The sequence below is a fragment of the Micromonospora vinacea genome, assembly GCF_015751785.1.
Taxonomy (GTDB): Bacteria; Actinomycetota; Actinomycetes; order Mycobacteriales; family Micromonosporaceae; genus Micromonospora; species Micromonospora vinacea.
The window spans coordinates 3511810-3536488 of record NZ_JADOTY010000001.1 but is presented as its reverse complement, the minus strand read 5'-3'; the positions used below and the strand labels follow the sequence as shown (position 1 = coordinate 3536488).

The window sequence follows — 24679 nt, the reverse complement described above, 5'->3', positions numbered from 1 at the left end:
GGTCGTCGGTACGGGGATATGCCGGGCACGACCCGGCTGGCTACTGCTGCCCTCCTGGGCAGAAGAGTCGATCATGCCCTCATTTTATCGGCGCTGGCTGGGACTCCGCTGGGGGTGGGCCGAAGGAGCGCAACGTCCGGTTCGGCGGGCGCCGCCGGTCGTCACGCCGGCCCCGTCGACCCGCCGCCCGGCCCGCGTTCGGCCAGCTCATCGGCATCGAGCAGGCTCCGGTCGAGCCGCCCCGACCGGTACGCGGCCCGCCCGATCATCTGCGCCGCGACCGGCGCTGTCGCCAACTGGAAGACAGCCACCAGCAGGATCATGCCGAGGTCCGCCGGGGCCCTCAGCCGCAACGCGATGCCCAGCAGCAGCAGGAGCACCCCCAGCACCTGAGGCTTGGTGGCCGCGTGCATCCGGGACAGCGCGTCCGGGAAGCGCAGGACGCCGATCCCGGCGGCCAGGCCGAGCAGCGCGCCGGCCACCAGGCAAGCGGCGCCGAGCCAGTCCAGGATCGTCGCGATCACTGCTGCTCCCGGACAGCGAAGCGAACCAGCGACACCGAGCCCACAAAGCCGAGCAGGGAGAGCACCACCAGCACGGGCAGCGTGGTGGCGTGCCGGTTGACAGCCGCCTCGGCGCCCACCGCGCCGACCATCGTGGCGAGCAGCATGTCCGCGGCGATCACCCGGTCCACCAGCGACGGGCCACGGTAGAGGCGGGTCAGCGCGAGGAGCGCGGTGACCGACAGCAGTGCGGTGAGGACGACGGCCAGGAACGTGGTCACGGACGGGTTCCCTTCTCGGGTGAGGTGACGTCGAGGTGGCGCAGTTCGGCGGTGGAACCCACCGCGCGGACGATCCGCCGCTCGACGGCGAGGGTGCGGTCCCGGGACACGTCCAGGTCCCCCGGGCCGTGGGTGTCCAGGACGTGCAGGTAGAGCGTTCCGGAGTCCCGGTCCACCTCGAGGATCAGCGTGCCCGGCACCAACGAGACCGCCTCGGCGGTGAGCGCCAGGTTCAGGTCGGTGGACACCCGCAACCGGACCGCGATGATCGCGCCGCGCGGCCGGTAGCCGGGCTGCACGGCGATCCGGGCGACGTGCAGGCTCGCGCGGACCAACTCGACGGCGAACCGGCCCGCGAACACCAGCAGCGCCCGCGGTCGCAACCGGCCACCGAAGCTGACCGCCGGCAGCGGGAAGAACACCAGCACGGCCGCGCCCACCAGCAGGCCACCGATCAGGTTGGTCCAGTTGATGTCGCCCCAGAGCAGGTTCCAGACCACCACCAGCCACCCGAGCGCCACCGCCTGGTCCCGCCAGCGCCCGAGCCGGCCCCGCCCCACCACGGCGGTCCGGGGGGCGTCGGGAGCCGGCTCGGGGGAACCGGTCACGGCACACCGCCCGGCAGCACGGCACGCACGTACGGGGTGCGCAGCCGCAGGTCCGCGGCCGCGTCAGCGGTGACGTCGAAGAGCGGACCGGCCAGCACTGTCAGCGCCAGCCCGAGGGCGACCAGGGCCACTGTGGCGCCCACCATCAGCCTCGGCAACTGGACGACCGGCTCGCTGGTGGCCAGCCGGGGCGCGCGCCAGAAGGCGATGTTCCAGACCCGCGACGCCACGTACAGGGTCAGCAGGCTGGTCAGCGTGCCGGCCGCGACCAGCACCCCGGGCAGCGGCCCACCGGCCGCCACCCCGGCCTGGAGCAGGCCGAGCTTGCCGAGGAAACCGGAGAACGGTGGCACTCCGGCGAGGTTCATGGCCGGGACGAAGAAGAGCACACCCAGCAGCGGCGCCACCCGGGCCAGCCCGCCGATACGACGCAGGTCGGTGCTCCCGGCGCGCTCCTCGACCAGGCCGGCGACGAGGAACAGCGTGGTCTGGATGGTGATGTGGTGCACCACGTAGAAGATCGCGCCGGAGAGGCCGGCGGCGGTGCTCAACGCCACCCCGAAGATCATGTAGCCGATGTGACTGACCAGGGTGAACGAGAAGAGTCGCTTCAGGTCGGACTGGGCCACCGCACCGAGGATGCCGATCACCATGGTCAACCCGGCGACGACCATGAGCAGCACGTGGGCACGCCCACCGGGAAACAGCAACGTCTCGGTGCGGATGATCGCGTAGACGCCCACCTTGGTGAGCAGACCCGCGAAGACGGCAGTGACCGGGGCCGGCGCGGTGGGATAGCTGTCCGGCAGCCAGGCCGACAGGGGGAAGACCGCCGCCTTGATCGCGAAGGCCAGCAGCAACATCAGCTCCAGGGCCAGTCGGACGCCGTCGGGCAGGTCGTCGAGGCGCTGGGCGAGCTGGGCGAGGTTGAGCGTGCCGGTGGCCGCGTACACCAGACCCACCGAGGTCAGGAAGATCATCGAGGAGAGGATGCTGACCACCACGTACGTCGACCCGGTCCGGATCCGGGTCTCGGTACCTCCCAGGGTGATCAGCACGAAGCTGGCGGCCAGCAGGATCTCGAACCCGACGAAGAGGTTGAACAGGTCACCGGCCAGGAACGCGTTGGTGACGCCCGCGGTGAGCACCAGGTACGTCGGGTGGAAGATCGACACCGGCGAGCTCTCGCTCGTGTCGCTGCGCCCCTGCCCGATCGAGTACAGCAGCACGCAGAGGGTCACCGCCGAGGAAACCACCAGCATCAGCGCGGCCAACTGGTCGGCCACCAGGACGATGCCGACCGGCGCCGGCCAGCCTCCGACCGCCACCACCACAGGCCCGTGCCGGTACGCCTGCACCAGCAGCAGCACCGCCACGGTGAGCGTGCCGCTCAGGCACAGCACACTGATCGCCCGCTGGAGTCGGGGCTTCCCGGCCAGCAGCAGGGTCAGGGCCGCGCCGAGCAACGGCACCACCACCGGCAGCGGCACCAACGTGCTCATCACGAGTCACCCCCGCGACGTAGCCGTCGGCGGGCCGGCTCGGGATCGACCTGTTCCGGGTCACCGTTCGGGCCCTCGCCACCGCGATCGACGGCGCCCACCTCGTTACGCTCGGCCCGGCCGATGATCTGCCGGTCCTCCAGGTCGTCGGGGACCTCGTCGTCGCCGGAGAGATACCAGCTGCGGTACGCCACCGCGAGCAGGAACGCGGTGAACCCGAAGGTGATCACGATCGAGGTCAACACCATCGCCTGCGGCAGCGGGTCACTCATCCGTTCCACCGGCCCGGTGCCGACGACCGGCGCCCCACCCGCACGCCCGCCCAACAGGATCAACAGGTTCACCCCGTTGCCGAGCATGACCACCCCGAGCAGGATCCGGGTCAGGCTGCGCTCCAACAGCAGGATCACCCCGCACCCGACCAGCACCGCGACGGCCAGCACCAGCACCAACGTCGGCCCCGCACCGCTCCGCGTCATGCCCGGTCCCCCTTGTCGACGGCCAACCCGCCGGTGGCCGGTGCGGTGGCCTCGATGTGCCGGTCCACCTCGGCACCGAGGCTGCGCAGGATGTCCAGCACCAACCCGATCACGACCAGGTACACGCCGATGTCGAAGAAGAGCGACGTGACCAGGTGGGCGTCGCCGATCAGTGGCAGGGCCTGGTCGACCTTCGCGCTCTCGAGGACCGACCCGCCGATCAGCAGCGCCACCACGCCGGTGCCCACCGACAGGGCCAGCCCGGCGCCGAGAATCGCGCCGGCGCCGATCGGGGCCGCCTCGGTCAGCTCGTACCGCCCGCCGGCCAGATAGCGGACCACCAGGGCGAGACCGGCCACCAGCCCACCGGCGAACCCGCCGCCCGGCGCGTTGTGCCCGGAGAAGAGCAGGAACAGGGAGAACAGCACCACGGTGTGGAAGATCAGTCGGATGACCACCTCCAACACGATCGAACGGCGCTCCTCGTAGAGGGTCGGGCCACCGCGCAGCCACACCGGCCGGCCGCGTGCACCCACCCGTTGGTCCGACTCGGGCCGACGCGGTCGCGGCCCGGTGCGGGAACGCTCGAAGATCAGGCTGGCCACCCCGGTCGCGGCCACCACCAGCACCGCCAGCTCGCCCATCGTGTCCCAGGCCCGGATGTCGACAAGGGTCACGTTGACCACGTTGCGGCCGTACCCTTGCGCCACCGCCAGATCCGGGAAGGCTGCGGAGATGTCCGGCGCCCGGCGGGCGCCGACGGCGGTGAGGGCCAGCCCGGCGGCCACCACCCCCGCGCCCACCCCGATCGCCCGACGGACCCACCGGGTACGGCGCAGCGGGCGGGCCGAGAACCGCTCCGGCAGGCGACGCAGCACCAGCACGAAGACGGCGATCGTCGAGGTCTCCACCAGGAACTGGGTGAGCGCCAGGTCGGGCGCTCCGTGCAGCACGAACAGCATCGCCGTGCCGTAGCCGGTCATGCCCACCAGCAGCATCGCGGTCAGCCGGCGACGGGCACCCACCGCCAGCACCGCCGCCACCGTGATCACCAGCACGACCACCGGTTGCAGCGGGCTGTCCCAGAGCGGAATCCGCGCCCTCCAGGGGCTGGCGGAGAGCATCGCCGTGCCGGGCACCAGCACCAGGGTGACCAGGATGATGCCCAGGTACTGCGGCAGGGAACCGCGCTGGGTCGCGCCGGTGACGTCGATGGCGAGCCGGTCGAACCGGCCGATGACCCACTCGTAGCCCTGGTTGCCCCCCACGGGTGACCGGAGCCGGGTCAGCACCGGGGCGAGCGGCCCGCGCACGGCGAAGAGCAGGCCACCGCCGACGAGCGCCAGCACGGACAGGCCGAGCGCCGGGGTCGGTCCGGCCCAGAGCGCCAGGTGCGCGTCGACCCCGCCGAGCAGATCGGCGTACGGGCGCAGCAGGTGGTCCAGCACGCTCGCGGCCGGGCCGGCGAGCAGACCGGCACCGGCGAGGACCGCGGGCGGCACCAGCAGCGACGCGGCGATCGACCCCGGCGGGACCGGTGCCACGCCCGGCCGGTCAGCGAACGCGCCCCAGAGGAAGCGGGCGCTGTACGCCACGGTGAGCACCGTCCCGGCGACGAGGCCGGCGAGGAGCACCGGTTGGTCGGTGAACGCCCCGAACACCGCCTCCTTGGCCACGAAGCCGACCAGCGGCGGCACCCCGGCCATCGACGCCGCGGCCAGTACGGCGACCACGAACAGCGGCCGGGACCAGTGCCGCAGCCCGGACAGCTCGCGCAGGTCACGGGTGCCGGCACTGTGATCGATGATGCCGACGACCAGGAACAGCGCCGCCTTGAACAGGGCGTGCGCCAGCAGCATCGCGGTACCGGCCAGCGCGGCGTCCGGGGTGCCCGACCCGGTCACCGCGACCAGCAGGCCGAGCTGACTGACCGTCCCGTACGCCAGCAGCAGCTTGAGGTCGGTCTGGCGCAGCGCGGCCCAACCGCCGAGCAGCATCGTCGCCACACCGGCGACCTGCACCACCGGCCGCCACGGGCCGACAGTGGCGAGCACCGGCGCGAGCAGCCCGACCAGGTAGACGCCGGCCTTGACCATGGCGGCGGCGTGCAGGTAGGCGCTGACCGGCGTGGGAGCCGCCATCGCGACCGGCAGCCACGAACTGAACGGCAGCACCGCCGACTTGGACAGCGCGCCGGCCAGGATCAGCAGCACGGCGCCCACCAGGTACCCGCCGCCGGGCAGCGACTGTGCGCTGATCTCCGACCAGCGGTAGGTGCCGGCGTGCTCGCCCAGCATGATGAAGCCGACCAGCATGGCGAGGCCGCCCAGCGTGGTGACTGTCAACGCCTGCGCCGCCGCCCAGCGACTGGACCGCCGTTCGGTGCTGTGGCCGATCAGCAGGTACGAGAAGATCGTGGTCAGCTCCCAGCCGACGTAGAGCAGCAGCAGGTCGTCGGCGAAGACCAGGACGAGCATCGCGCCCGCGAACGCGACCAGGACCGCGGCGAACCGCGCCAGCCCGGTGGAGCCGGCGCTGAAGTAGCGGGCGCTGTAGACCAGCACGAGCGCGCCGACGCCGCCGATCAGCAGCGTCATCAGCCAGGAGAGCGTGGTGAGCCGGAACGCGATGTCGAGGCCCAACTGCCGGATCCACGGGTACGTCTCGACCACCGCACCGCCGTGCGCGACGGCCGGGGTACGGGCCACCGCCCAGCAGAACGCGGCGGCCGGCGCGAGCGCCAGCGGGTAGCACGCGCGCGGACCCCACCAGCGGACGAGCAGGGGCGCGGCGAGAGCCGCCACGAGGTGGAGGATGAGCAGTACCAGCACCTGCGCTCCCGATCGACATGGCCGACGCCCGTGGCAGCGGTGGCGCCTAGCAGCGATCAGACGCCAGTTCGTTCCGCGCCGGGCGGTTTTGCCGGAATTCGCCCGGTAGCCGCCGTGCGGTGCCTGTGGCGGAAGGTGGTCAGCGCAGCAGGGCGTTGTTGAGGGGTTGCGCGTCGTCGGGTGTGGGGCGGTCGTGGCGCAGCTCGGCCAGCAGGTCGGAGCGGCCGAGTTGGCGGGCGACCCGGTCGACCACCCGCTCGGCGGCGGTCAGCGACCGCACCGACAGCAGGCGGCCGCGGCTCTCGCGACGCAGCACGAAGTAGTGGACGGCGACACGTACCTGACCCCGGTCGGCGGCGCTGGCCTGGGCGGTGCAGAGGACCAACTCGCGCAGGCAGCGGGCGAGGCGTTCGGCGAGCTCGAGTTCGGGGCCGTGCAGGCCGGAGCGGAGCGCGGCGAGGTGGCTGTCGACCTTGCGAATCAGCACGTCGGTGCCCGGTTCGACGGTGCGCTGCTCGCCGGCCATCACATCCCCTCACCCCGGTTCGCGTTGCGGGTGAAGTTACTTTATGTTGCTCCTTAGAAGCAAGCAGTTAAGTGAGACTTAACGTATTAAGCGCACGTTCCACGCTTTTTGCCTTTTGCTGGTTCATTCCGTCGTGAGGTCGTTCGTGGATGTCGGACCGGCGGGGCACGATGGACCGGTGACCGGGGCAGACGCAGACGCCGGCGCGGTGCTCGCCGGGTTCGGCCCGGCCACCCGCGCCTGGTTCGACAACGCCTTCGCCGCCCCGACCGCCGCGCAGACCGGCGCCTGGCGGTCCGTCGCCGCCGGTCGCAACGCCCTCGTGGTGGCGCCCACCGGCTCGGGCAAGACGCTCGCGGCCTTCCTCTGGTCACTGGACCGACTCGCCCGCGAGCCGGCGCCGGCCGAGGCCCGCCAGCGGTGCCGGGTGCTCTACGTCAGCCCCCTCAAGGCCCTCGCCGTCGACGTGGAACGCAACCTGCGCGCTCCGCTGGCCGGCATCAGGCAGGCGGCCACCCGGCTGGGCGTCGCGCCGCCGGACATCACCGTCGGGATGCGCACCGGCGACACCCCCGCCGACGAGCGACGAGCCTTCGCCCGCACCCCACCGGACATCCTCATCACCACGCCCGAGTCACTGTTCCTGCTGCTCACGTCCGCGGCGCGCGACTCGCTGCGTGGCATCCAGACGGTGATCGTCGACGAGGTGCACGCGGTGGCCGGCAGCAAACGCGGCGCCCACCTCGCCCTCTCCCTCGAACGCCTCGACGAGCTGCTTCCCGCCCCGGCCCAGCGCATCGGCCTCTCGGCCACCGTCCGACCGATCGACGCCTGCGCGCAGTTCCTCGGCGGCGCCCGCCCGGTCGACGTGGTCCAGCCGGCCACTCCGAAGACCATCGAAGTCAGCGTGCAGGTCCCGGTGGAGGACATGACCCGCCTGGACGAGCAGGAGCAGCCACCGGAGGACGACCTCGGCGGCCCCGGCCCCCGGCGGGCGTCGATCTGGCCGGCCGTGGAGGAGCGGGTCTTCACCCTCATCGGGCAGCACCGCTCGACGATCGTCTTCACCAACTCCCGGCGCAGTGCCGAGCGCCTCTGCGCCCGGCTCAACGAGCTGGCCGCCGAGGCGGTGGCCGCCTCCGCGTCGGACGAGGAGGCGATCGGCGTACCGGAGGGGTTGCCGGCGGGCGACGACCCGGCAGGCGACGGTGACCCGGCGTCCGGCGCGCAACGTTGGGGTGGCCCCGCCGGTCCGGTGCGCAACCGGCCGCCGGCCGAGGTGATGGCCCAGTCCGGCGCGGCCACCGGCGCGGCGCCCGTGATCGCCCGCGCCCACCACGGCAGCGTCTCCCGGGAGGAGCGCAAGCACATCGAGGAGGCACTCAAGTCCGGTCAGCTCCCGGCGGTGGTGGCCACCTCCAGCCTGGAGCTGGGCATCGACATGGGCGCCGTCGATCTGGTGGTGCAGATCGAGGCCCCACCGAGCGTGGCCGCCGGGCTGCAACGGGTCGGCCGGGCCGGGCACCAGGTGGGCGCCGTCTCCCGTGGGGTGGTCTTTCCCAAGCACCGCGGCGATCTGCTCTCCTGTGCGGTGGTCGCGGAACGGATGACCGACGGCGCGATCGAGGAGCTGCACTACCCGCGCAACCCACTGGACGTGCTGGCCCAGCAGATCGTCGCGATGGTGGCGCTGGAGCCGTGGGCGCTCGGCGACCTGGCCGTGCTGGTCCGCCGGGCCGCGCCCTTCGCCGAGCTGCCCGACTCGGCGCTGCACGCCGTGCTGGACATGCTCTCCGGCCGCTACCCGTCCACCGCCTTCGCCGAGCTGCGCCCCCGCCTGGTCTGGGACCGGGCCACCGACGTGCTCACCGGCCGGCCCGGCGCGCAGCGACTCGCGGTGACCAGCGGCGGCACCATCCCCGACCGGGGCCTGTTCGGGGTCTTCCTGGCCGGCGCCGAGCGGGCCGCCCGGGTCGGCGAGCTGGACGAGGAGATGGTCTACGAGTCCCGGGTCGGCGACGTCTTCCTGCTCGGCTCGTCCTCCTGGCGGATCGAGGAGATCACTCCGGACCGGGTGCTGGTCTCGCCCGCTCCGGGGCAGGCCGCGCGCATGCCGTTCTGGAAGGGCGACCAGTTGGGTCGTCCGGTGGAGCTGGGCCGGGCCATCGGCGCCCGGGTGCGCACCCTGCTGCGACAGACCGACGAGGCGGCACTGGCCGCGCTGCGCGACGGCGGGCTGGACGACTGGGCCGCCGGCAACCTGATGGCCTACCTGCGCGAGCAGCGGGAGGCCACCCGCTCGTTGCCCGACGACCGCACGGTGGTGGTCGAACGGTTCCGCGACGAGCTGGGTGACTGGCGGCTGGCCGTGCACAGCGTGCTCGGCGCCCGGGTCAACGGGCCGTGGGCCCTCGCGGTGGGCCGCCGGCTGGCCGAGCGGTACGGGGTGGACGCCCAGGTGATGCCCTCCGACGACGGCATCGTGGTGCGACTACCGGACACCGCCGACGAGCCCCCCGGCGCCGACGTGGTGGTCTTTGAGCCCGACGAGATAACCCAGCTCGTGGAGGAGTCGGTCGGCACCTCCGCCCTCTTCGCCGCCCGTTTCCGGGAGTGCGCCGCCCGGTCACTGCTGCTGCCGCGCCGCGACCCGCGCCGCCGTCAACCGCTCTGGCAGCAACGGCAACGCGCCGCGCAGCTGCTCGACGTCGCCCGCGAGTACGCGGACTTCCCGGTCACCCTGGAGGCCGCACGGGAGTGCCTTCAGGACGTCTTCGACCAGCCGGCGCTGGCCGGGCTGATGCGCGACCTGGCCACCCGCAAGGTGCGGCTGGTCGAGGTGGAGACCAGCGCCCCGTCCCCGTTCGCGCGGTCGCTGCTCTTCGGCTACGTCGGCGCGTTCCTCTACGAGGGCGACGCCCCGCTCGCCGAGCGCCGCGCCGCCGCGCTCGCCCTCGACTCCACGCTCCTCGGCGAGCTGCTCGGCCGCGTCGACCTGCGGGAGTTGCTCGACCCGGCGGTGCTCAGCGAGACCGACCGGCAGCTGCGGTGGCTGACCGAGCAGCGCCGCCCCCGCGACGCCGAGGACGTCGTCGAGCTGCTGCGTGTGCTCGGTGACCTGAGCGACGCCGAGTTGACCGAGCGCGGGGTGCCGGAGACGTGGCTCGGCGAGCTGGAGGCGACCCGCCGGGTGCTGCGGGTCCGGATCGCGGGCGAGCAGCGCTGGGTGGGCGTCGAGGACGCCGCCCGCCTGCGCGACGCCCTCGGCGTGGCGCTGCCGATGGGTGTGGCCGAGGCGTACCTCGCCCCGGTGGCCGACCCGCTCGGTGATCTGGTGGCCCGCTACGCCCGCACCCACGGGCCGTTCGCGGCTGCCAGCTGCGCGGCCCGATTCGGGCTCGGCGTGTTCGTCGTCGAGCAGGCGCTACGCCGGCTCGGCGCCACCGGGCGGGTGGTCTCCGGGGAGTTCACCCCGGACTCGGCCGGTGCCCAGTGGTGCGACGCCGAGGTGCTGCGGATGCTGCGCCGCCGCTCCCTCGCCGCGCTGCGCCGGGAGATCGAGCCGGTGCCGCCCCGGGCGCTGGCGACGTTCCTGCCCCGCTGGCAGCAGGTCGGCTCGTCCGCCCGAGGTGTGGAGGCGCTCGCCGCCACTGTGGAGCAGTTGCAGGGTGCGGCGGTGCCGGCGTCCGCCCTGGAGCGGTTGGTGCTGCCCGCCCGGGTCGCGGACTACTCCCCCGCCCAGCTCGACGAGCTGTGCGCGAGTGGGGAGGTGCTCTGGGCCGGGTCGGGCGCGATCTCCGGGGGCGACGGCTGGGTCACCCTGGCGTACGCGGACGCCGCGCCACTGCTGCTGCCACCGCCCGACGAGGCGTTGACCCGTACCCCGCTGCACGACGCGGTGCTCGACGCGCTCGGCGACGGGCAGGCGCTGTTCTTCCGCCCACTGGCCGACCGGGTCGGCTCGACCGACGACGCCGCACTGACCGGGGTGATCTGGGACCTGGTCTGGGCGGGGCACCTCAGCAACGACACCCTTGCCCCGCTGCGCGCGGTGCTCGGCGCCGGCGGGGCGCACCGCTCCCGGCCGTCCGCGCCCCGCACCCGTTACCGGCGGCCCGGTCGGGTGGCGCTGCCGACCCGGGGTGGCCCGCCGACCGTCGCCGGCCGCTGGTCACGTCTCCCGGAGCGGGATCTCGACCCGACCCGGCGGGCCGCCGCGCTCGCCGACCTGCTGCTGGAACGGCACGGGGTGGTCACTCGGGGGGCGGTGATGGCCGAGCAGGTGGTCGGCGGGTTCTCGGCGGTCTACCCGGTGCTGTCGGCGCTGGAGGAGCGTGGCGCGGCCCGCCGGGGTTACTTCGTCGAAGGGCTCGGCGCGGCGCAGTTCGCCGTACCCGGTGCGGTGGACCGGCTGCGCGCGCTCGCCGAGCCGAGCGACGGTTCCCGGGGGCGGGGCGCGGCGGCCACGGTGCTCGCCGCGACCGACCCGGCCAACCCGTACGGCGCGGCGCTGCCCTGGCCGGAACGGGTTGTCGACTCCGGCGACGGCGCCACCCCGGCGACCGGGCACCGGGCCGGCCGCAAGGCGGGCGCCTTGGTGGTGCAGGTCGGCGGTGACCTCGTTCTCTACGTCGAACGCGGCGGTCGGACGCTGCTGTCCTTCAGCGACGACACCGACACACTCGCCGCGGCCGGCAAGGCGCTCGCCGACGCCGTCCACTCCGGGGCGTTGGGTGCGATGTCGGTAGAGCGGGCCGACGGCGAGGCGGTGCACTCCTCGCCGCTGCGCGACGCGCTGACCACCGCCGGCTTCCGGGCCACCCCCCGCGGCCTGCGCCTGCGCGGCTGACGCCGGGGCCCCGCCGAGGGCAATCCCGCACAGAGCCTGATGTCTGTGAGTCATCACGATGACGCACAGACATCAGAGTCAAGAGAACGACATGCTTCGGCCACGCCGACGCCTCAGCGCAGGCCGTTGAGCACCTTCTCGTAGCGGGGGCGGTCGGCGGCGGGGGTCTTCGCCTCCAGGTAGTTCAGCACCACCGCGCCCCGCTGGTACGACTGGCCGCCCCAGGTCTCGGCGATGTCGCTGGCGCTGGTCTCGTCCGGGAACACGTAGACAGTGACGGCGTCGGTGGCCATCAGCTCGGAACAGCCCAGGCCGAGACCGTCCGGCCCACAGTCGACCGAGCGGTCCTTCGGGTGCGGCACCTTCAGGCCGGCGGCCCGGAACGCATCGATAACCTGCTTCGCGCCGGGCGCACTGGTCGGGCGCTTGGGCAGCACCACCGGCGGCGGGCTGGCCGGCCGCCGCTCCGTCGTGCCCTGCGCGGCGGCGGAGGGCGGGGACGCAGCATCGGCGGAGGGTGAGGTCTGGGGCGTCGGCAGGCCGGTCGGAGCCGCCTCGGAGGAGACGGTTGGGGTCGCCGCGTTCGGGCTGCCGTCGTCGTCACTGCCACAACCGGCGCTGAGGGCGACGGCGACCAGCAGGATTCCGAGTGCGGGGAGGTTCCGAGTTGTCACCAGGGCAGTCTGCCCAACGTCCTCCGGCGACGGGAGGGGCCGGTCGGCCACTGCGCTGTCCCGTATCCGCCAGCACCCGCGGTTCCACTAGCCTGCGGGCATGTCCGCCGTGCCCTGGATCTCGCTGACCACCGACTACGGCCTCACCGACGGCTTCGTGGCCGCCTGTCACGGGGTGATCGCCCGGATCGCACCGGCCGCCCGGGTGATCGACGTGACACACCTGGTGCCGCCGGCGGATGTCCGGCGGGGGGCCGCAGTGCTGGCGCAGACCGTGCCGTACCTGCCGGTGGGAGTGCACGTGACCCGGGACGCCGAGGGCTTCACCGCCGAGGTGCTGACAGTGGACCACTTCGGCAACGTCCAACTGGCCGCACCGGCCGAGTTGCTCGATCCGCTGCCGGCCGACCTTCGGGTGGGTCCGCCCGGACCGACACCGGCCCTCGCGGCGGTGCACGGGCGGACCTTCGGCGACGCCCCGGCCGGTGGCCTGGTGGCGTACGTCGACTCGGCCGGTCTGGTCGCTGTCGCTGTCAACGGCGGGCGGGCCGCGGACCTCCTCGCGGCGTCCCCGGGGGACCTCCTGCGGGTATCGGGCTGATGTTCGACTGTGGAATGCTTCTCCGGTGGGTGAGCATGTGGTTCCTGTGGGCTGTCCCTGCTGTGCATCCCGGACCGGCGGGGGGACCTGCCCCGTCTGTTTCTGGACCGACGACGGCCAGACCGACGCTGACGCCGACGCCGTCCGGGGCGGCCCCAACGGCGACCTGAGCCTCACCCACGCCCGCCTCAACTACGCCGTCTACGGTGCCAGCCACCCGCGCTACCAGGACATGGTGCGCACGGCTCGCCCCGACGAGCGCCCCTGACACCGACGGGGCGCCCGACGGGGTGGGCGTGGCTCAGCAGGCCGGCACGCTGCCGCCGTACACGGTGGAGATGTACGCGTGGCTGACGTACTGGCCACTGGCCAGGCGGTTCCAGCGGGTGGTGGTCCGGTAGGGGCCGGCCACCGACTGACCGGTGACGTAGCACTGGATCGGCACGTGGGCCAGCCGGGCGGCGAGGCCACGGGTCGCGTACGACGTGCTGGCCCCGGTGCGGATGTTGAGCGGTCCGTCGCCGACCACGCCGCGCGGGCCGCCTCCGGTCCACAGATAGGCGACGTCGACCCAGGCATTGGTGGTCAGCCGCAGCCCGTCCCAGAACGTGCCGTCGGCCAGGTCGATGCCGGCCGGGTTGAGCACTGTCCGCCCGAACTGGTCGCGTCCGCCGTTGTAGCCGGACTGGTACGCGGCCTGCGCCTCGGGCCGGCCCTGCGGCAGGTTCTTCCAGTTCTCCCGCACCGATGACGGGTTCCAGTAGTCGTCGCGGGTGTTCCACGGCCCGACGTCCCAGACCGGGGCGTACTCGCAGCGGGAGCCGCTGGTGGTGCAGACCCGCACTGTGTAGTCGCCGGTGTTGAGCGGGGAGAGACCCCGCCGCGACGGCAACGCCGCGAAGTGGTCCCGGGGTTGCACGGTACGGCCGTTGGCGGTCAGTTCACCGACCAGCCCGATGCGGGTGGCGTACACCCGGTAGGTGCGGCCGGGCGTGGCGGCGGACACGGCGGCGTTCGCGTCGGCGGTGAGCCGCACGCCCCGGACAGTCGCCGTGGCGCCGCCGTTCGGGGTGGTGAGCACCACCCGGGTCTGCACCCGGGTGACGGGCCGGTCGAAGACCGCGCCGGCGGTGGCCGCCCGCCACTCCGTCCAGCCGGCGGCCCGCCAGCCGCGGACCTGCGCCTCCACTGTCGCCCCGGCCGGAACTGCGGCGCTGACCTCGGCGTGGACCCGGGTGGCTGGTCGGGCGAGGGTGCGGGGAGCGGTCACCAGCATCCCCTCGGCGACAGCGCTGTGCGGGCTGCGGGCGCCGCGCCCGGTGGGCCGGGCCTCCCGCAGGCGTAGGCCGGCGGCGGTGCGCCGGACGTTGACGTCGTCGCGGTCGACGATGGTGAGGTCGGCGCTCCACCGTTCGTCGCCGGGCGCGGCGGCGACGAGGCTGATCGGGGCGCCGCTGGACGCGGCCGGAACCGGGCCGGCGGCGGGTAGGAGCGCTGCGGTGAGCAGGAGGGCGAGGGTGGCGATGAGGGCGACGGATGGGATACGACAACGCGGTCGCGTCATGGGCATTCTCCTCAGAACCCCCTGACCTTCGCATGTCAGGAGATCATGAGGAACCTGAGTACAAATAGCGACACATGCGAATCTTGCTCGAAAGAGGGAGGATGGCAGGGTGCCCGAAGGCGACACCGTCTGGAACACCGCGCGCGTGCTGCACCGCGCGCTGGCCGGCGCGCGGATCACCAGCAGTGACTTCCGGGTGCCACAGCTGGCGACCACGGACCTCGCTGGCTGGACCGTCCGCGAGTCGGCCAGCCGGGGCAAGCACCTGCTGCTGCGGCTCGACGCCCCGACCGCGGAGCACTGGACCCTCCACTCCCACCTGCGGATGGACGGCGCCTGGCGGGCGTACGCCCCGGGGGAACGCTGGAGCGGCCGGCCCGCGCACCTGATCCGGGTGGTGCTGCGCAGCCCCGGCGCGGTCGCGGTCGGCTACCACCTGCACGACCTGACCCTGGTGCCGACCGCCGAGGAGGACCAACTGGTCGGCCACCTCGGCCCCGACCTGCTCGGCTCGGACTGGGACCCGGCCGAGGCGGTCCGTCGGCTCGCCGACCACCCGGAGCAGACCATCGGCGAGGCGCTGCTCGACCAACGCAACCTGGCCGGTGTGGGCAACCTCTACAAGTGCGAGGTGCTGTTCCTGCGCGGCGTGTCACCGTGGACCCCGGTCGGCGGGGTGCCCGACCTGCCGGGCCTGGTGGCCCTCGCACAGCGTCTGCTCGCCGCCAACCGGGGTCGGTGGACGCAGAGCAGCACCGGCTCGCTGCACCGGGGGCAGACCAGCTACGTGTACGGCCGCCGCGCCCAGCCCTGCCGCCGCTGCGGCACCGCCATCCGCAAGGAGGAGCTGGGTGAACGGGTCACCTACTGGTGCCCGGTCTGCCAGCCCGAGCGTCCGGGTCCGCCGTCATCCGGCTGACCAGGCTCTCGCCAGACGAGACACATGGCAGAAACGGACGATTGGGTAATTCCTAACCGGCCGCCGGAGTCGCATGCTGCGGTTGAGCGCTCACCGACCGTCAGCAGAGTGCCGAGGTTCCCACGCCGGGGTGGCGGACCTCGCGCCCCGAACCGGGGAGAGTCATGGCGATGTTCCGCAGACTCCGCTCCACCTTCTTCGAGCGGACCACCAGCGACACCGACGCCAACGGCCGGGCGGCGTCCGTGCCGGCCGCGCGTACCGCCGAGGAGGCCGTTGTCACGCCGAGCCTGGACCCGGCCGTCGTGCCCCGCTACTTCGGCCCGGTGCCGAACTTCGCCCACAGCCCCCGCCCGGGGTGGGACCCCGACGGGCGGGTCGCGGCCGGGACCGGGCTGCGCAAGTTCATCGACCCGCTGCCCCTCCCCGGCCAGCCGGGCCACGGCGATCTCGGCAGTCACCTGCCGGTGGCAGCGCCGGACACCATCAGCTACCCGGGCTGCGACTACTACGAGATCGGCCTCCAGGAGTACGCCCAGCGGCTGCACCGGGACCTGCCGGCCACCCGGCTGCGCGGCTACCGGCAACTCAACCTGGGCACAGACCCGGCCGGGCACAACACCGTGGTGCCTCCGGAACGGCAGTGGCACCTCGGGCCGATGATCCGCGCCCGTCGGGGTCGACCGGTCCGGGTGAAGTTCATCAACCAGCTCCCCACCGGTCGGGCCGGCGAGCTGTTCCTGCCTGTCGACGACACCATCGAGGGGGCCGGCCTCGGCCCACTGGACGGGCCGGCGCCGTACCCGCAGAACCGGGCCGTGCTGCACCTGGCCGGGGCGCAGACCGGCTGGACCAGCGCGGGCAACCCGGGGCAGTGGATCACCCCGGCCGGGGAGATCACCCCGTACCCGACCGGGCCCGGCCTGGCCCACGTGCCGGACATGCCGGCCCCCGGCGCCGGGGCCACCACGCTCTACTTCCCGAACGAGCAGAGCGGCCGACTGCTGTGGTTCCACGACAACACCCTCGGCCTGGCCCGGCTCACCGTCTACGGCGGACAGCTCGCGCTCTACCTGCTCACCGACCCGGCCGAGGACCAACTCGTCGCCGACGCGGTGCTACCGGCCGACCAGGTACCGCTGGTGATCGAGGACAAGACGTTCGTTCCGGACGACACCCAACTCGCCGCCGAGGACCCGACCTGGGACCGGGAACGCTGGGGCGCCCGGGGCAGCCTCTGGCACCCGCACGTCTACCAACCCCGGCAGAACCCGTACTCCTCCGGCGGACGCAACCCGACCGGCCGGTGGGACTACGGCCCCTGGTCCCACAACTCCGCCCCGGACGATGCCCACGCCGACGGCTGGGTGCCGAACCCGTACCACGACCCCGTCGGCGCGCCGGACGAGCCGCCGCTGAGCCCCGGCGTACCGCACCCGTCGGCCGTCCCCGAGGCGTACGGCGACACCCCGCTCGTCAACGGCGTCGCCTACCCGTACCTGGAGGTGGGGCCGCGCGCGTACCGGTTCCGGATCCTCAACGCCTGCCTGGACCGCAGCCTCAACCTCCAGCTCTACCGCGCCTGCTCCGACGCGCCCATGTGGACGGCCGACGGGGCCCTCGCCGACCCCGACGCCGGTGAGGTGCCGATGGTGCCCGCCGCACGGGCGGCGGACCGTCCAGCCTGGTGGCCGACCGACGGACGCGACGGCGGGGTGCCGGACCCGCGCGCCGCCGGACCGGAGTTCATCCAGATCGGCAACGAGGCCGGCCTCCTGCCGGCGCCCGTGGTGCTGCCGAACCGACCGGTCGGCTACCGCTACGACAGGCTCGACCCGACAGTGCTGAACGTCGACGGGCACACACTGCTGCTCGCCCCGGGCGAACGGGCCGACGTGCTCGTCGACTTCTCCGCCGTGCCGCCGGGCAGCACGCTGATCCTCTACAACGACGCCCCGGCCCCCCTGCCCGGCTTCGACGCCCGCTACGACCAGCACACCGATGCCCCGGACCGCAGCGCCGAGGGCGGCCCGCCCCCCACCGAACCGGGGTACGGCCCGAACACCCGCACCCTGCTCCAGTTCCGGGTCACCGGGACGCCGGCGCCGCCGTACGACCTGGACCGGCTGCGCGAACGGCTACCCCAGGCGTACGCGGCCAGCCAGCGCCCGCCGATCGTCCCGCAGCCGGCGTACGACCCGGCGTTCGGCACCCGGACTCCGGCGCAGACGACGGTGCCGGTGCACGCCACCACTGTGACGTTCACGCCGACGGCCGGCACGGGACCGGTGACAGTGCCGATCGCGGTCAAGGCCGCACAGCAGATCTTCGAACCAGATCACGGTCGGTTGGCGGGTCGGCTCGGCGTCGGGCACCCGCACGCCGGGCCGCTCAACCCGACGACGCTGCCGCTCGGCGCGACCGACCCGGTCACCGAGGTGCTCTTCGCCACCGACTCCGCCGTGCCGGTGGGTACGCCCACCGACGGCACGCAGCTCTGGCGGATCAGCGGCAACGTCCGGCAGACCGAGCCGTTGCACGTGGGCGGCTGCGACGTGCAGGTGATCAACCGGGTTGGCTGGGACGGCACGCTGCGACTCCCGCACGGCACGGAGTTGGGCTGGAAGGGGATCATCCGGGTCAACCCCCGGGAGGACGTGGTGGTGGCGCTGCGCCCGGTCGCGCCGGCACTGCCGTTCAAGCTGGGTGACAGCGTCCGGCTGCTCGACCCCTGTCGCCCGGCCGGAGCGCGGACCGGGTCGACGCCGGTCAGCCCGGCCGACGGGCGACCCGCCACTGTGGTCAACCAACTGGTCAACCTGGGCTGGGAGTACCGCTGGCACAGCCAGCTCGCCGGCCACCGCGACGGTGGGATGAGTCGCCCGCTGGTGCTGCGGGTGGCACCGAAGGCACCGACCGGGCTGACCGCCACCCCGGTGCCCGGCTCCGCCACCGCGCTACCCGCGATCGCGCTGGCCTGGACCAGCAACGGTGGGCGTCCACCCGCCACCAGCCACCTGCTGCAACGGGCCACGGACGCGACCTTCGGCGGTGAGGTCACCACGATCACCGTCGCGGCCGCCGCCACCCGGTACACCGACGCGACAGTCACCCCCGGCGTGACCTACCACTACCGGATCCGGGCGGAGAACGCGGTCAGCTACTCGTCCTGGTCGAACGGGGTACCCGCCTCGGTGCACCTGGCCGCGCCGAGCGGTCTGGTCGCGACGCTCCCGCCGGCCGCGCCGCTGCGCGTGGCGCTGCGCTGGACGAACCGCTCCTTCGCCACCGGCATCGACGTGCAGCGGGCCACCAACCCGACGTTCACCAGCGGCCCGGGCACCACGGCGATCGGGGTCGGCGACAACCACCTGGACGCGACTGTGGCACCGGACACCACGTACTACTACCGGGTGCGGACCACCTACCTGGGTGCCGCCTCGGCGTGGTCGACTGTCGCCACGGTGACCTCGCCTCCAGCGCCGGGCACCCCGACCGCGGTGACCGCCACCGCCAGCGCGCCGGGCCCGGACACCGCGACGGTGATCCTGGCCTGGGCGGCGAGCACACCCGGCGGCCCGGGGTCCGGGTTCACAGTGCAGCGGGCGCTCGACCCGGCCTTCGAGCACGAGGTGGCCACCTTCACGGTGACCGGCCGCGGCTTCACCAACACGGGGTTGGCCCGGGGTGTGACCTACCACTACCGGATCCGGTCGTTCAACGTCGTGGGCACCTCGCCGTACACCGGGCTGGTCCCGGTGACGACACCACAGTGACCGGCCGGGGTCGGCGCGCGGTCTCGCGGGACGCGAGCTGTCAGCGCGTGGCGCGCGGTCTCTCGGGGCGTGTGCCGTCAGCGGGTCGGCGCGCGCAGCGGGGTGCCGACGGCGCGCAGCTCGGCAAGGGCCCCGGCCACCCCGTGCAGGAGGTCGGTCGCCTCGGTGAGCCGGTCGGCGGCCGGGTGGGCGGTCTCCGGTCGGGAGTCCTCGGCCAGATAGCCGGCGGCGGCCACCACCAGCCGCTCGTACGCCGCCACCCCGCCCACCAGTTGAGCGGTCAGCGCGGCGTGCGCCTCGGCCAGCGGCGGCCGGGCGTCGGCCGGGGCCAGCCGCAGGGCGCGTTCGACGCTGGCCACCCGTGTGGCCAGGTCACGCAGCGAGCGGTCCGCGGCGGCGGCTTCCAGCACCGCCGGCTCGGCCAGCCCGGTGAGCCGGGGGGCCATCCCGGCCAGGGTGAGCGCCGCCCGGTCCAGTCGGGCCCACTGCTCCCCGGCGCTGGTGCCACGCAGGGCGATCCGGGAACGGACCCGACGCACCTCGGCCAGCACGCCCGGGCCGACCGGCAGCCGCTCGACGGCGGCGATCAACCGGGCCCGCGACCGGGCCGCCGCCTCGGCCGGGTCGAGAGCGGGAGGCGCCGGCTGGGCGGCCAGCGCGCGCACGTCGACCCAGCGCCAGGCGGCGAGCGCCACCGCACTGCCCGCGGCGCCGGCCCAGGCCGCGTCGGGCAGACCAAGGCCGGCGTACGGAGTCAGCACCGCCGCCGCACCGCCGAGCCCGCCGGCCAGCACACTCCACCGTCGGGCCGACCGGCGCAGCCGACCCAACCTTCGGAAGTAGCGTGTCCGCTCGTCTGCCACAGTGACCCCCTCGATCCGGTCGTTCAGCCGGCGGCGGTCGGGTCGCCGGTGCCCCGCTCGCGAGCCATGCTGGCGCGCAGCTCGTCCAGGCGGGCGGCGGCCGTCGGGTCGTTGGCCGGACCGGCCTTCTCGGCCTGCGGCACGGCCGGTCGCTGGGCCGCGCCGCCGAGCTGCTCCCCCGCCATGCTGGACCGGATCTGCTCGAGCCGGGCGGAGCCGGCCGAGTCGATCGTGGCCTTCTGAATTTCCAACATACGGCCCTCGACGGAGTTGCCGGCCAGTTCGGCGCGACCCATCGCGTTGGCGTACCGCCGCTCGATGCGGTCGCGCACCTCGTCCAGAGACGGGGTGTTGGTGGGCGCGGTCAGCGACGACATCGACTCCAGCGAGCGGGCCACCGTCTCCTGCATCTTGGCCTGCTCCAGCTGGCTGAGCAGTTTGGTGCGCTCGGCGAGCTTCTGCTGAAGGATCATCGAATTGTTCTCGACCGCTCGGCGGGCCTGGGCTGCGGCGCCCAGCGCCTGGTCGTGCAGGGTCTTCAGGTCCTCGGTGGCCTGCTCGGCGGAGACGAGCTGGCTGGCCAGCGTCTGCGCGGACTGCTCGAACCGCACCGCCTCGGCCTCGTCGCCCTTGGCCCGGGCCTGGTCGGAGAGCACCAGCGCCTGCCGGGCGTTGCCCTGCAACCGCTCGACCTCGGTCATCTGCCGGGACAGCTTCATCTCCAGCTGACGCTGGTTGCCGATCACGGCGGCCGCCTGCTGAACCAGCGCCTGGTGCTGCCGCTGGGCATCCTCGATGGCCTGCTGGATCTGCACCTTGGGATCGGCATGCTCGTCGATCTTCGCACCGAAGAGCGCCATCAGGTAGTTCCAACCCTTGACGAACGGGTTCGCCATCTCCGTGGTATCCCCTCAGTAGCGTCGCTCCACCACGGCCGGGCCGGCTGAACCGACCGACCGTGACCGGCCGGTCTCCATCGTCCCAGCCGAACGCCAATGGGGCATCCGTACCGGGCGGTCGACAGCACCGGCGGCTCCTGCGAGCAACCCTACGCGGCCGGGGCCAGCCCGCCCACGGTCAACCGGATCGGCGGCTCAGGCCGCGCAGACCACGTCCCGGTCGCGCTCGGTCGGGCGGACCCGGGTGCTGCGCAGGGTCGCCTTGAGCGGCGAGTCCTGGCGGACCGAGACAGCGACCTTGCCGTCGGAGGTGACCTGACGGACACCCCGGTTGGTGCTCTTGGCTGCGGCGTCGGCCGGCTCGTCCTGCATCGAGACCAGCACCCCGGGCATCTGCTCGGCGAGCGCCACGGTGTCGCTCACCTCACGCAGCAGCTCGGACAGGCGGGCACCGAGGGCGTCACAGATCGCGGCGAGCAGCTCGCTCGACGGCTCCTTGTGCCCCCGTTCGATCTCGGAGAGGTAGCCGAGGCTGACGTTGGCGGCGGTGGAGACCTCACGCAGCGTGCGCTGCTGGCCCTGCCGGCGCGCTCGCAGTGCGTCACCGATCACCCGGCGTAGCAGGATCATCGCACCTCCCCCTGAGGGATACCTCGCGCCCGCCGCTGGGCAGCCGGTCGCGGCGGACCGCGCCGACCCCGAACGTCGGAGCCTTCCCGCAACCGTACCCGTTGCGGGCCCGGGCGACATCCCGCCCCGCCCGTCGGTTCGCCGGGACGGGCCCACCTGGTCGCGTGTGGCGTCGGCTTGGGTGGCTCTGACCGCTTCGGCCCTGGCCTTCATGACGTCGTGGCGGCGAGCTGTTCGGCGAGCAGCCGCAACGCCTCGACAACCGCTTCCGCCCGGACGTGGTCCCGCCCGGTACCCAGGTCGAGCTGGCGGACCTCACCGCCGTTCGGGCCGGCGACCGCGACGTAGACCAGGCCCACCGGTTTCCCGTCCTGCGGCTCCGGGCCGGCGACGCCGGTGGTGGCCAGCCCCCAGTCCGCACCGCACCGCTGCCGGCCCCCCTCGGCGAGCGCCGCCGCCACCTCCGGGTCCACCGGCCCCCGCTCGGAGAGCAGGTCGGCGGGGACGCCAGCCAGGGTCGACTTCAACTCGGTGGCGTAGACCACGAGGCCACCCCGGTAGATCCCGCTGACCCCGGCGATGTTCACGATCGCAGCGGCCAGCGACCCACCGGTGAGCGATTCGACGGTGGCCAGGGTCTCGTGCCGCTCGGCGAGCCGGTGCACGACCGCTGCCGCCGCACTACCCACCTCGGAGCCGTCCACGTCAGCACCATTCACCCCAGCACCACCCACCGCAGTACCACCCACCCCAGCACCGTCCGCCCGGCCACCGTTCCCCGACATCCCAACCCCCGTCGCACAAACCAGTCCTTCCCCACCCACCAATCCCCAACCCACCTGCCCCCAACCTCGCCCCAATCGCGGCGATCATGGAGTTGGCGGCACGACACGCCGTCCCGACGGGCAATAACCTCATGATCAACCGCAGGAGGTGGCCGGGAGGCCCGAAGGGCCGGTAGGGGTGGTTCAGCGGGGGCGGCGGAGACGGAGGGCTTGGGCTATGTAGTCGAAGCCGGTGGCGACCGTGACCAGGACGGCGGCGGCCATGATCCAGGGGCCGACGGCGGCGAGCGCGGCCGGCATCGGCCAGAGGTACCAGGCGATGGCCAGGATCTGGAGCGCGGTCTTGACCTTGCCGCCTCGGCTGGCGGCGATCACGCCGTGGCGGATCACCCAGAACCGCAGCCCGGTGATGCCCAGCTCGCGGACGAGGATCAGCGCGGTCACCCACCAGGGCAGTTGGTCGTACCAGGAGAGCAGCACCAGCGCCGCGCCGGTGAGCGCCTTGTCGGCGATCGGGTCGGCCACCTTGCCGACCGAGGTCACCAGCCCGAAGCGGCGGGCGATCCAGCCGTCCACCAGGTCGGTCGCCGAGGCCACCGCGAAGATCAGGCAGGCCGCCATCCGCCAACCGGCGTGCGTCATCCCGGACACGATCACCGAGGCGGCGAAGACCGGCACCAGCACCAGCCGCAGGGCGGTCAGCGCGTTTGCCGCATTGACCACGGGCACCACTGCCACCACCCGGGCCGGCGTCGACTCCGTCGCCCCGGTCACCGCCGCACTCCGCTCGGGCCGCCGTGGCGTTCCCGGCACCGCACCACCTGGGTCCCCCGCTCCGCTCGGGCCCGCCGTCACCGTGCCGCGCCGGGCGCCGCCGAGATCATCTCATCCGGCACGGCGAGCAGGTCCACCCCTTCGGTGCCGGTCACCGTTGCGCGTACCAGATCGCCGGGGCGCAGCGCGGCCAGGTCGACCCCGCCCTCGGCCGGGGCGACCAGTGTGGTGGAACCGTCCACCTCCGGCGCCTGGTGGGCCGCCCGGCCCTCCACGACGCCGTCCTCGATCGAGTCGACGAGCACCTCGACGGTGGAGCCGAGCCGGTCCTCGGCCCGCTGCGAGCAGAGCTCGTCGGCGAGGGCGCTGAGCCGGTCGTAGCGCCGCTTGATCGTCGCGGCGGAGACCTTGCCGGGCAGGCCGGCGGCCTCGGTGCCGTCCTCGTCGCTGTAGTCGAACATGCCGATCGCGTCGAGCCGGGCCTCGGTCAGGAACCGGACCAGCTCGTCGACGTCGGCGCGGGTCTCGCCGGGGAAACCGACGATGAAGTTGCTCCGGGCCCCCGCATCCGGAGCCAGGGCGCGGGCACCGGCCAGCAGCTCCAGGAAACGGTCGGTGGAGCCGAAACGCCGCATCCGGCGCAGCACCGGCTCGCTGGAGTGCTGGAACGACAGGTCGAAGTACGGGGCCACGCCCGGGGTGTTGGCGATCGCCTCGACCAGCCCGGGTCGGGTCTCGGCCGGCTGAAGGTAGCTGGCCCGCACCCGGACGATGCCGGTCACCGCGGCGAGCTGCGGCAGCAGCTTCTCCAGGGCGCGCGGGTCACCCAGGTCCTTGCCGTACGAGGTGGAGTTCTCGCTGACCAGCACCAGCTCCCGTACGCCGGTCTTGGCCAGCCACTCCGCCTCGGCGAGCAGCTCGTCCGGCGTACGCGAGACGAAGGCCCCCCGGAAGGCCGGGATGGCGCAGAACGCGCAGCGGCGGTCGCAGCCGCTGGCCAGCTTCAGCGACGCCACCGGGCCGGTGTCGAGCCGTCGGCGCAGCACCTGGCGCAGGTGTGCCGGGGTGTGCTCGTCGGTGTCGACGACGGTACGGCTCACCGTGCCGTGGCCGGGCAGCGACACGGTGCTGTCGCGGCGCTGCACCGGGGTCAGCGGCAGCAGCTCGCGCCGGTCCCGCGGGGTGTGCGCGGTGATCTGCTCACCGGCGACGACGGCGTTCAGCCGGGCGGCGATGTCGGGGTAGTCGTCGAAGCTCAACACCGCCTGCGCCTCGGGCAGGCTGTCGGCCAGCTCCCGGCCGTACCGCTCGGCCATGCAGCCCGCGGCGACCACCTTGGCGCCCGTCCCGGCGGCGGCGAGCAGGGTCTGGATGGAGTCCTGCTTGGCCTTCTCCACGAAACCGCAGGTGTTGACGACCACCACGTCGGCGCCCTCGCCGTCGGTGGTCACCTGCCAGCCGTCGGCGTGCAGGCGGGCGGCCAGCTCCTCCGAGTCGACCTCGTTGCGGGCACAGCCCAGGGTCAGCAGGGCGACGCGACGGCCCTCGGCGTGGTCAGCGGGAGAAGGAGAGGTTGCAGACACCATCCGAGGGTACCGGGCCGACCGGGGAAGCC

The 24679-nt window shown here is 73.5% G+C and carries 20 protein-coding genes; 5 read left to right on the top strand and 15 right to left on the bottom strand.

All coding sequences use genetic code 11. The features are described 5' to 3' along the window. Positions 1-161 precede the first annotated feature (161 nt). The 7 genes from mnhG to IW249_RS16835 form a co-directional block, all read right to left on the bottom strand. Complete coding sequence (gene mnhG / locus IW249_RS16865; protein WP_196924818.1) at positions 162-521, bottom strand: monovalent cation/H(+) antiporter subunit G; 360 nt, start codon at positions 519-521, stop codon at positions 162-164. After that, entirely contained in the window at positions 521-784 is a 264-nt protein-coding gene (locus IW249_RS16860; RefSeq protein WP_112586633.1) for an MrpF/PhaF family protein, read from the bottom strand. The genes mnhG and IW249_RS16860 overlap by 1 nt, the downstream gene beginning before the upstream one ends. Further along, positions 781-1392 (bottom strand): Na+/H+ antiporter subunit E, encoded by a 612-nt coding sequence (locus tag IW249_RS16855; RefSeq protein WP_196921634.1) that lies wholly within the window; start codon positions 1390-1392, stop codon positions 781-783. Before IW249_RS16855 ends, IW249_RS16860 begins: the two co-directional genes overlap by 4 nt. Then, positions 1389-2894: a Na+/H+ antiporter subunit D gene (locus IW249_RS16850; protein ID WP_196921633.1), complete on the bottom strand. Its 1506-nt coding sequence runs from the start codon at positions 2892-2894 to the stop codon at positions 1389-1391. Before IW249_RS16850 ends, IW249_RS16855 begins: the two co-directional genes overlap by 4 nt. Continuing rightward, positions 2894-3373: a Na(+)/H(+) antiporter subunit C gene (locus IW249_RS16845; RefSeq protein WP_196921632.1), complete on the bottom strand. Its 480-nt coding sequence runs from the start codon at positions 3371-3373 to the stop codon at positions 2894-2896. Before IW249_RS16845 ends, IW249_RS16850 begins: the two co-directional genes overlap by 1 nt. After that, a complete protein-coding gene (locus IW249_RS16840; protein WP_196921631.1) occupies positions 3370-6204 on the bottom strand; it encodes a Na+/H+ antiporter subunit A in 2835 nt (944 codons plus the stop codon). The genes IW249_RS16845 and IW249_RS16840 overlap by 4 nt, the downstream gene beginning before the upstream one ends. 139 nt (positions 6205-6343) lie before the next feature. Then, positions 6344-6730 carry a hypothetical protein gene (locus tag IW249_RS16835; RefSeq protein WP_196921630.1) on the bottom strand — a complete coding sequence of 129 codons (387 nt, stop codon included), beginning with the start codon at positions 6728-6730 and terminating at the stop codon, positions 6344-6346. Positions 6731-6908: 178 nt separating this feature from the next. Between IW249_RS16835 and IW249_RS16830 the strand changes: the two genes are divergently transcribed. Continuing rightward, positions 6909-11579 carry an ATP-dependent helicase gene (locus tag IW249_RS16830; protein ID WP_196921629.1) on the top strand — a complete coding sequence of 1557 codons (4671 nt, stop codon included), beginning with the start codon at positions 6909-6911 and terminating at the stop codon, positions 11577-11579. Positions 11580-11692: 113 nt separating this feature from the next. On the opposite strand, the gene IW249_RS16825 is transcribed toward IW249_RS16830, so the two are convergent. Continuing rightward, a complete protein-coding gene (locus tag IW249_RS16825) occupies positions 11693-12253 on the bottom strand; it encodes a hypothetical protein (protein WP_196921628.1) in 561 nt (186 codons plus the stop codon). Between the two features lie 100 nt (positions 12254-12353). Here IW249_RS16825 and IW249_RS16820 point away from each other — a divergent pair, with 100 nt between their 5' ends. Together IW249_RS16820 and IW249_RS16815 are read left to right on the top strand one after the other, a co-directional pair. Continuing rightward, positions 12354-12854, top strand: a complete 501-nt coding sequence (locus tag IW249_RS16820) for an SAM hydrolase/SAM-dependent halogenase family protein (RefSeq protein ID WP_196921627.1) — start codon at positions 12354-12356, stop codon at positions 12852-12854. Between the two features lie 25 nt (positions 12855-12879). Next, positions 12880-13122 carry a CPCC family cysteine-rich protein gene (locus IW249_RS16815; protein ID WP_238671784.1) on the top strand — a complete coding sequence of 81 codons (243 nt, stop codon included), beginning with the start codon at positions 12880-12882 and terminating at the stop codon, positions 13120-13122. A gap of 33 nt (positions 13123-13155) precedes the next feature. Here the strand turns inward: IW249_RS16815 and IW249_RS16810 are convergent, their stop codons facing one another. Further along, positions 13156-14418 carry a DUF8814 domain-containing protein gene (locus IW249_RS16810; protein WP_196921626.1) on the bottom strand — a complete coding sequence of 421 codons (1263 nt, stop codon included), beginning with the start codon at positions 14416-14418 and terminating at the stop codon, positions 13156-13158. Between the two features lie 109 nt (positions 14419-14527). Between IW249_RS16810 and IW249_RS16805 the strand changes: the two genes are divergently transcribed. After that, positions 14528-15337 carry a DNA-formamidopyrimidine glycosylase family protein gene (locus IW249_RS16805; protein ID WP_196921625.1) on the top strand — a complete coding sequence of 270 codons (810 nt, stop codon included), beginning with the start codon at positions 14528-14530 and terminating at the stop codon, positions 15335-15337. A gap of 164 nt (positions 15338-15501) precedes the next feature. Then, complete coding sequence (locus tag IW249_RS16800) at positions 15502-19113, top strand: hypothetical protein (protein WP_196921624.1); 3612 nt, start codon at positions 15502-15504, stop codon at positions 19111-19113. Between the two features lie 77 nt (positions 19114-19190). Here the strand turns inward: IW249_RS16800 and pspM are convergent, their stop codons facing one another. The 6 genes from pspM to rimO form a co-directional block, all read right to left on the bottom strand. Continuing rightward, positions 19191-19976 (bottom strand): phage shock envelope stress response protein PspM, encoded by a 786-nt coding sequence (gene pspM / locus IW249_RS16795; RefSeq protein WP_196921623.1) that lies wholly within the window; start codon positions 19974-19976, stop codon positions 19191-19193. Positions 19977-19999: 23 nt separating this feature from the next. Then, positions 20000-20872 (bottom strand): PspA/IM30 family protein, encoded by an 873-nt coding sequence (locus IW249_RS16790; protein ID WP_196921622.1) that lies wholly within the window; start codon positions 20870-20872, stop codon positions 20000-20002. A gap of 198 nt (positions 20873-21070) precedes the next feature. Next, positions 21071-21505, bottom strand: coding sequence for a helix-turn-helix domain-containing protein (locus IW249_RS16785; protein WP_091400451.1), 435 nt, complete (start codon positions 21503-21505; stop codon positions 21071-21073). Between the two features lie 209 nt (positions 21506-21714). Next, positions 21715-22209, bottom strand: a complete 495-nt coding sequence (locus IW249_RS16780; protein ID WP_307788609.1) for a CinA family protein — start codon at positions 22207-22209, stop codon at positions 21715-21717. 264 nt (positions 22210-22473) lie between these two features. Continuing rightward, a complete protein-coding gene (gene pgsA, locus IW249_RS16775; protein WP_196921620.1) occupies positions 22474-23064 on the bottom strand; it encodes a CDP-diacylglycerol--glycerol-3-phosphate 3-phosphatidyltransferase in 591 nt (196 codons plus the stop codon). Between the two features lie 77 nt (positions 23065-23141). Then, positions 23142-24650 carry a 30S ribosomal protein S12 methylthiotransferase RimO gene (rimO, locus tag IW249_RS16770; protein ID WP_196921619.1) on the bottom strand — a complete coding sequence of 503 codons (1509 nt, stop codon included), beginning with the start codon at positions 24648-24650 and terminating at the stop codon, positions 23142-23144. Positions 24651-24679: the final 29 nt, after the last annotated feature.

Excerpts from the sequence above, each read along its gene's own strand:
- IW249_RS16820 (WP_196921627.1), top strand. The coding sequence starts at position 12,354 with ATGTCCGCCGTGCCCTGGATCTCGCTGACCACCGACTACGGCCTCACC.
- IW249_RS16790 (WP_196921622.1), bottom strand. The coding sequence starts at position 20,872 with ATGGCGAACCCGTTCGTCAAGGGTTGGAACTACCTGATGGCGCTCTTC.
- IW249_RS16810 (WP_196921626.1), bottom strand. The coding sequence starts at position 14,418 with ATGACGCGACCGCGTTGTCGTATCCCATCCGTCGCCCTCATCGCCACC.
- IW249_RS16800 (WP_196921624.1), top strand. The coding sequence starts at position 15,502 with ATGGCGATGTTCCGCAGACTCCGCTCCACCTTCTTCGAGCGGACCACC.
- IW249_RS16850 (WP_196921633.1), bottom strand. The coding sequence starts at position 2,894 with ATGAGCACGTTGGTGCCGCTGCCGGTGGTGGTGCCGTTGCTCGGCGCG.
- rimO (WP_196921619.1), bottom strand. The coding sequence starts at position 24,650 with ATGGTGTCTGCAACCTCTCCTTCTCCCGCTGACCACGCCGAGGGCCGT.
- IW249_RS16785 (WP_091400451.1), bottom strand. The coding sequence starts at position 21,505 with ATGATCCTGCTACGCCGGGTGATCGGTGACGCACTGCGAGCGCGCCGG.
- IW249_RS16845 (WP_196921632.1), bottom strand. The coding sequence starts at position 3,373 with ATGACGCGGAGCGGTGCGGGGCCGACGTTGGTGCTGGTGCTGGCCGTC.
- IW249_RS16835 (WP_196921630.1), bottom strand. The coding sequence starts at position 6,730 with ATGGCCGGCGAGCAGCGCACCGTCGAACCGGGCACCGACGTGCTGATT.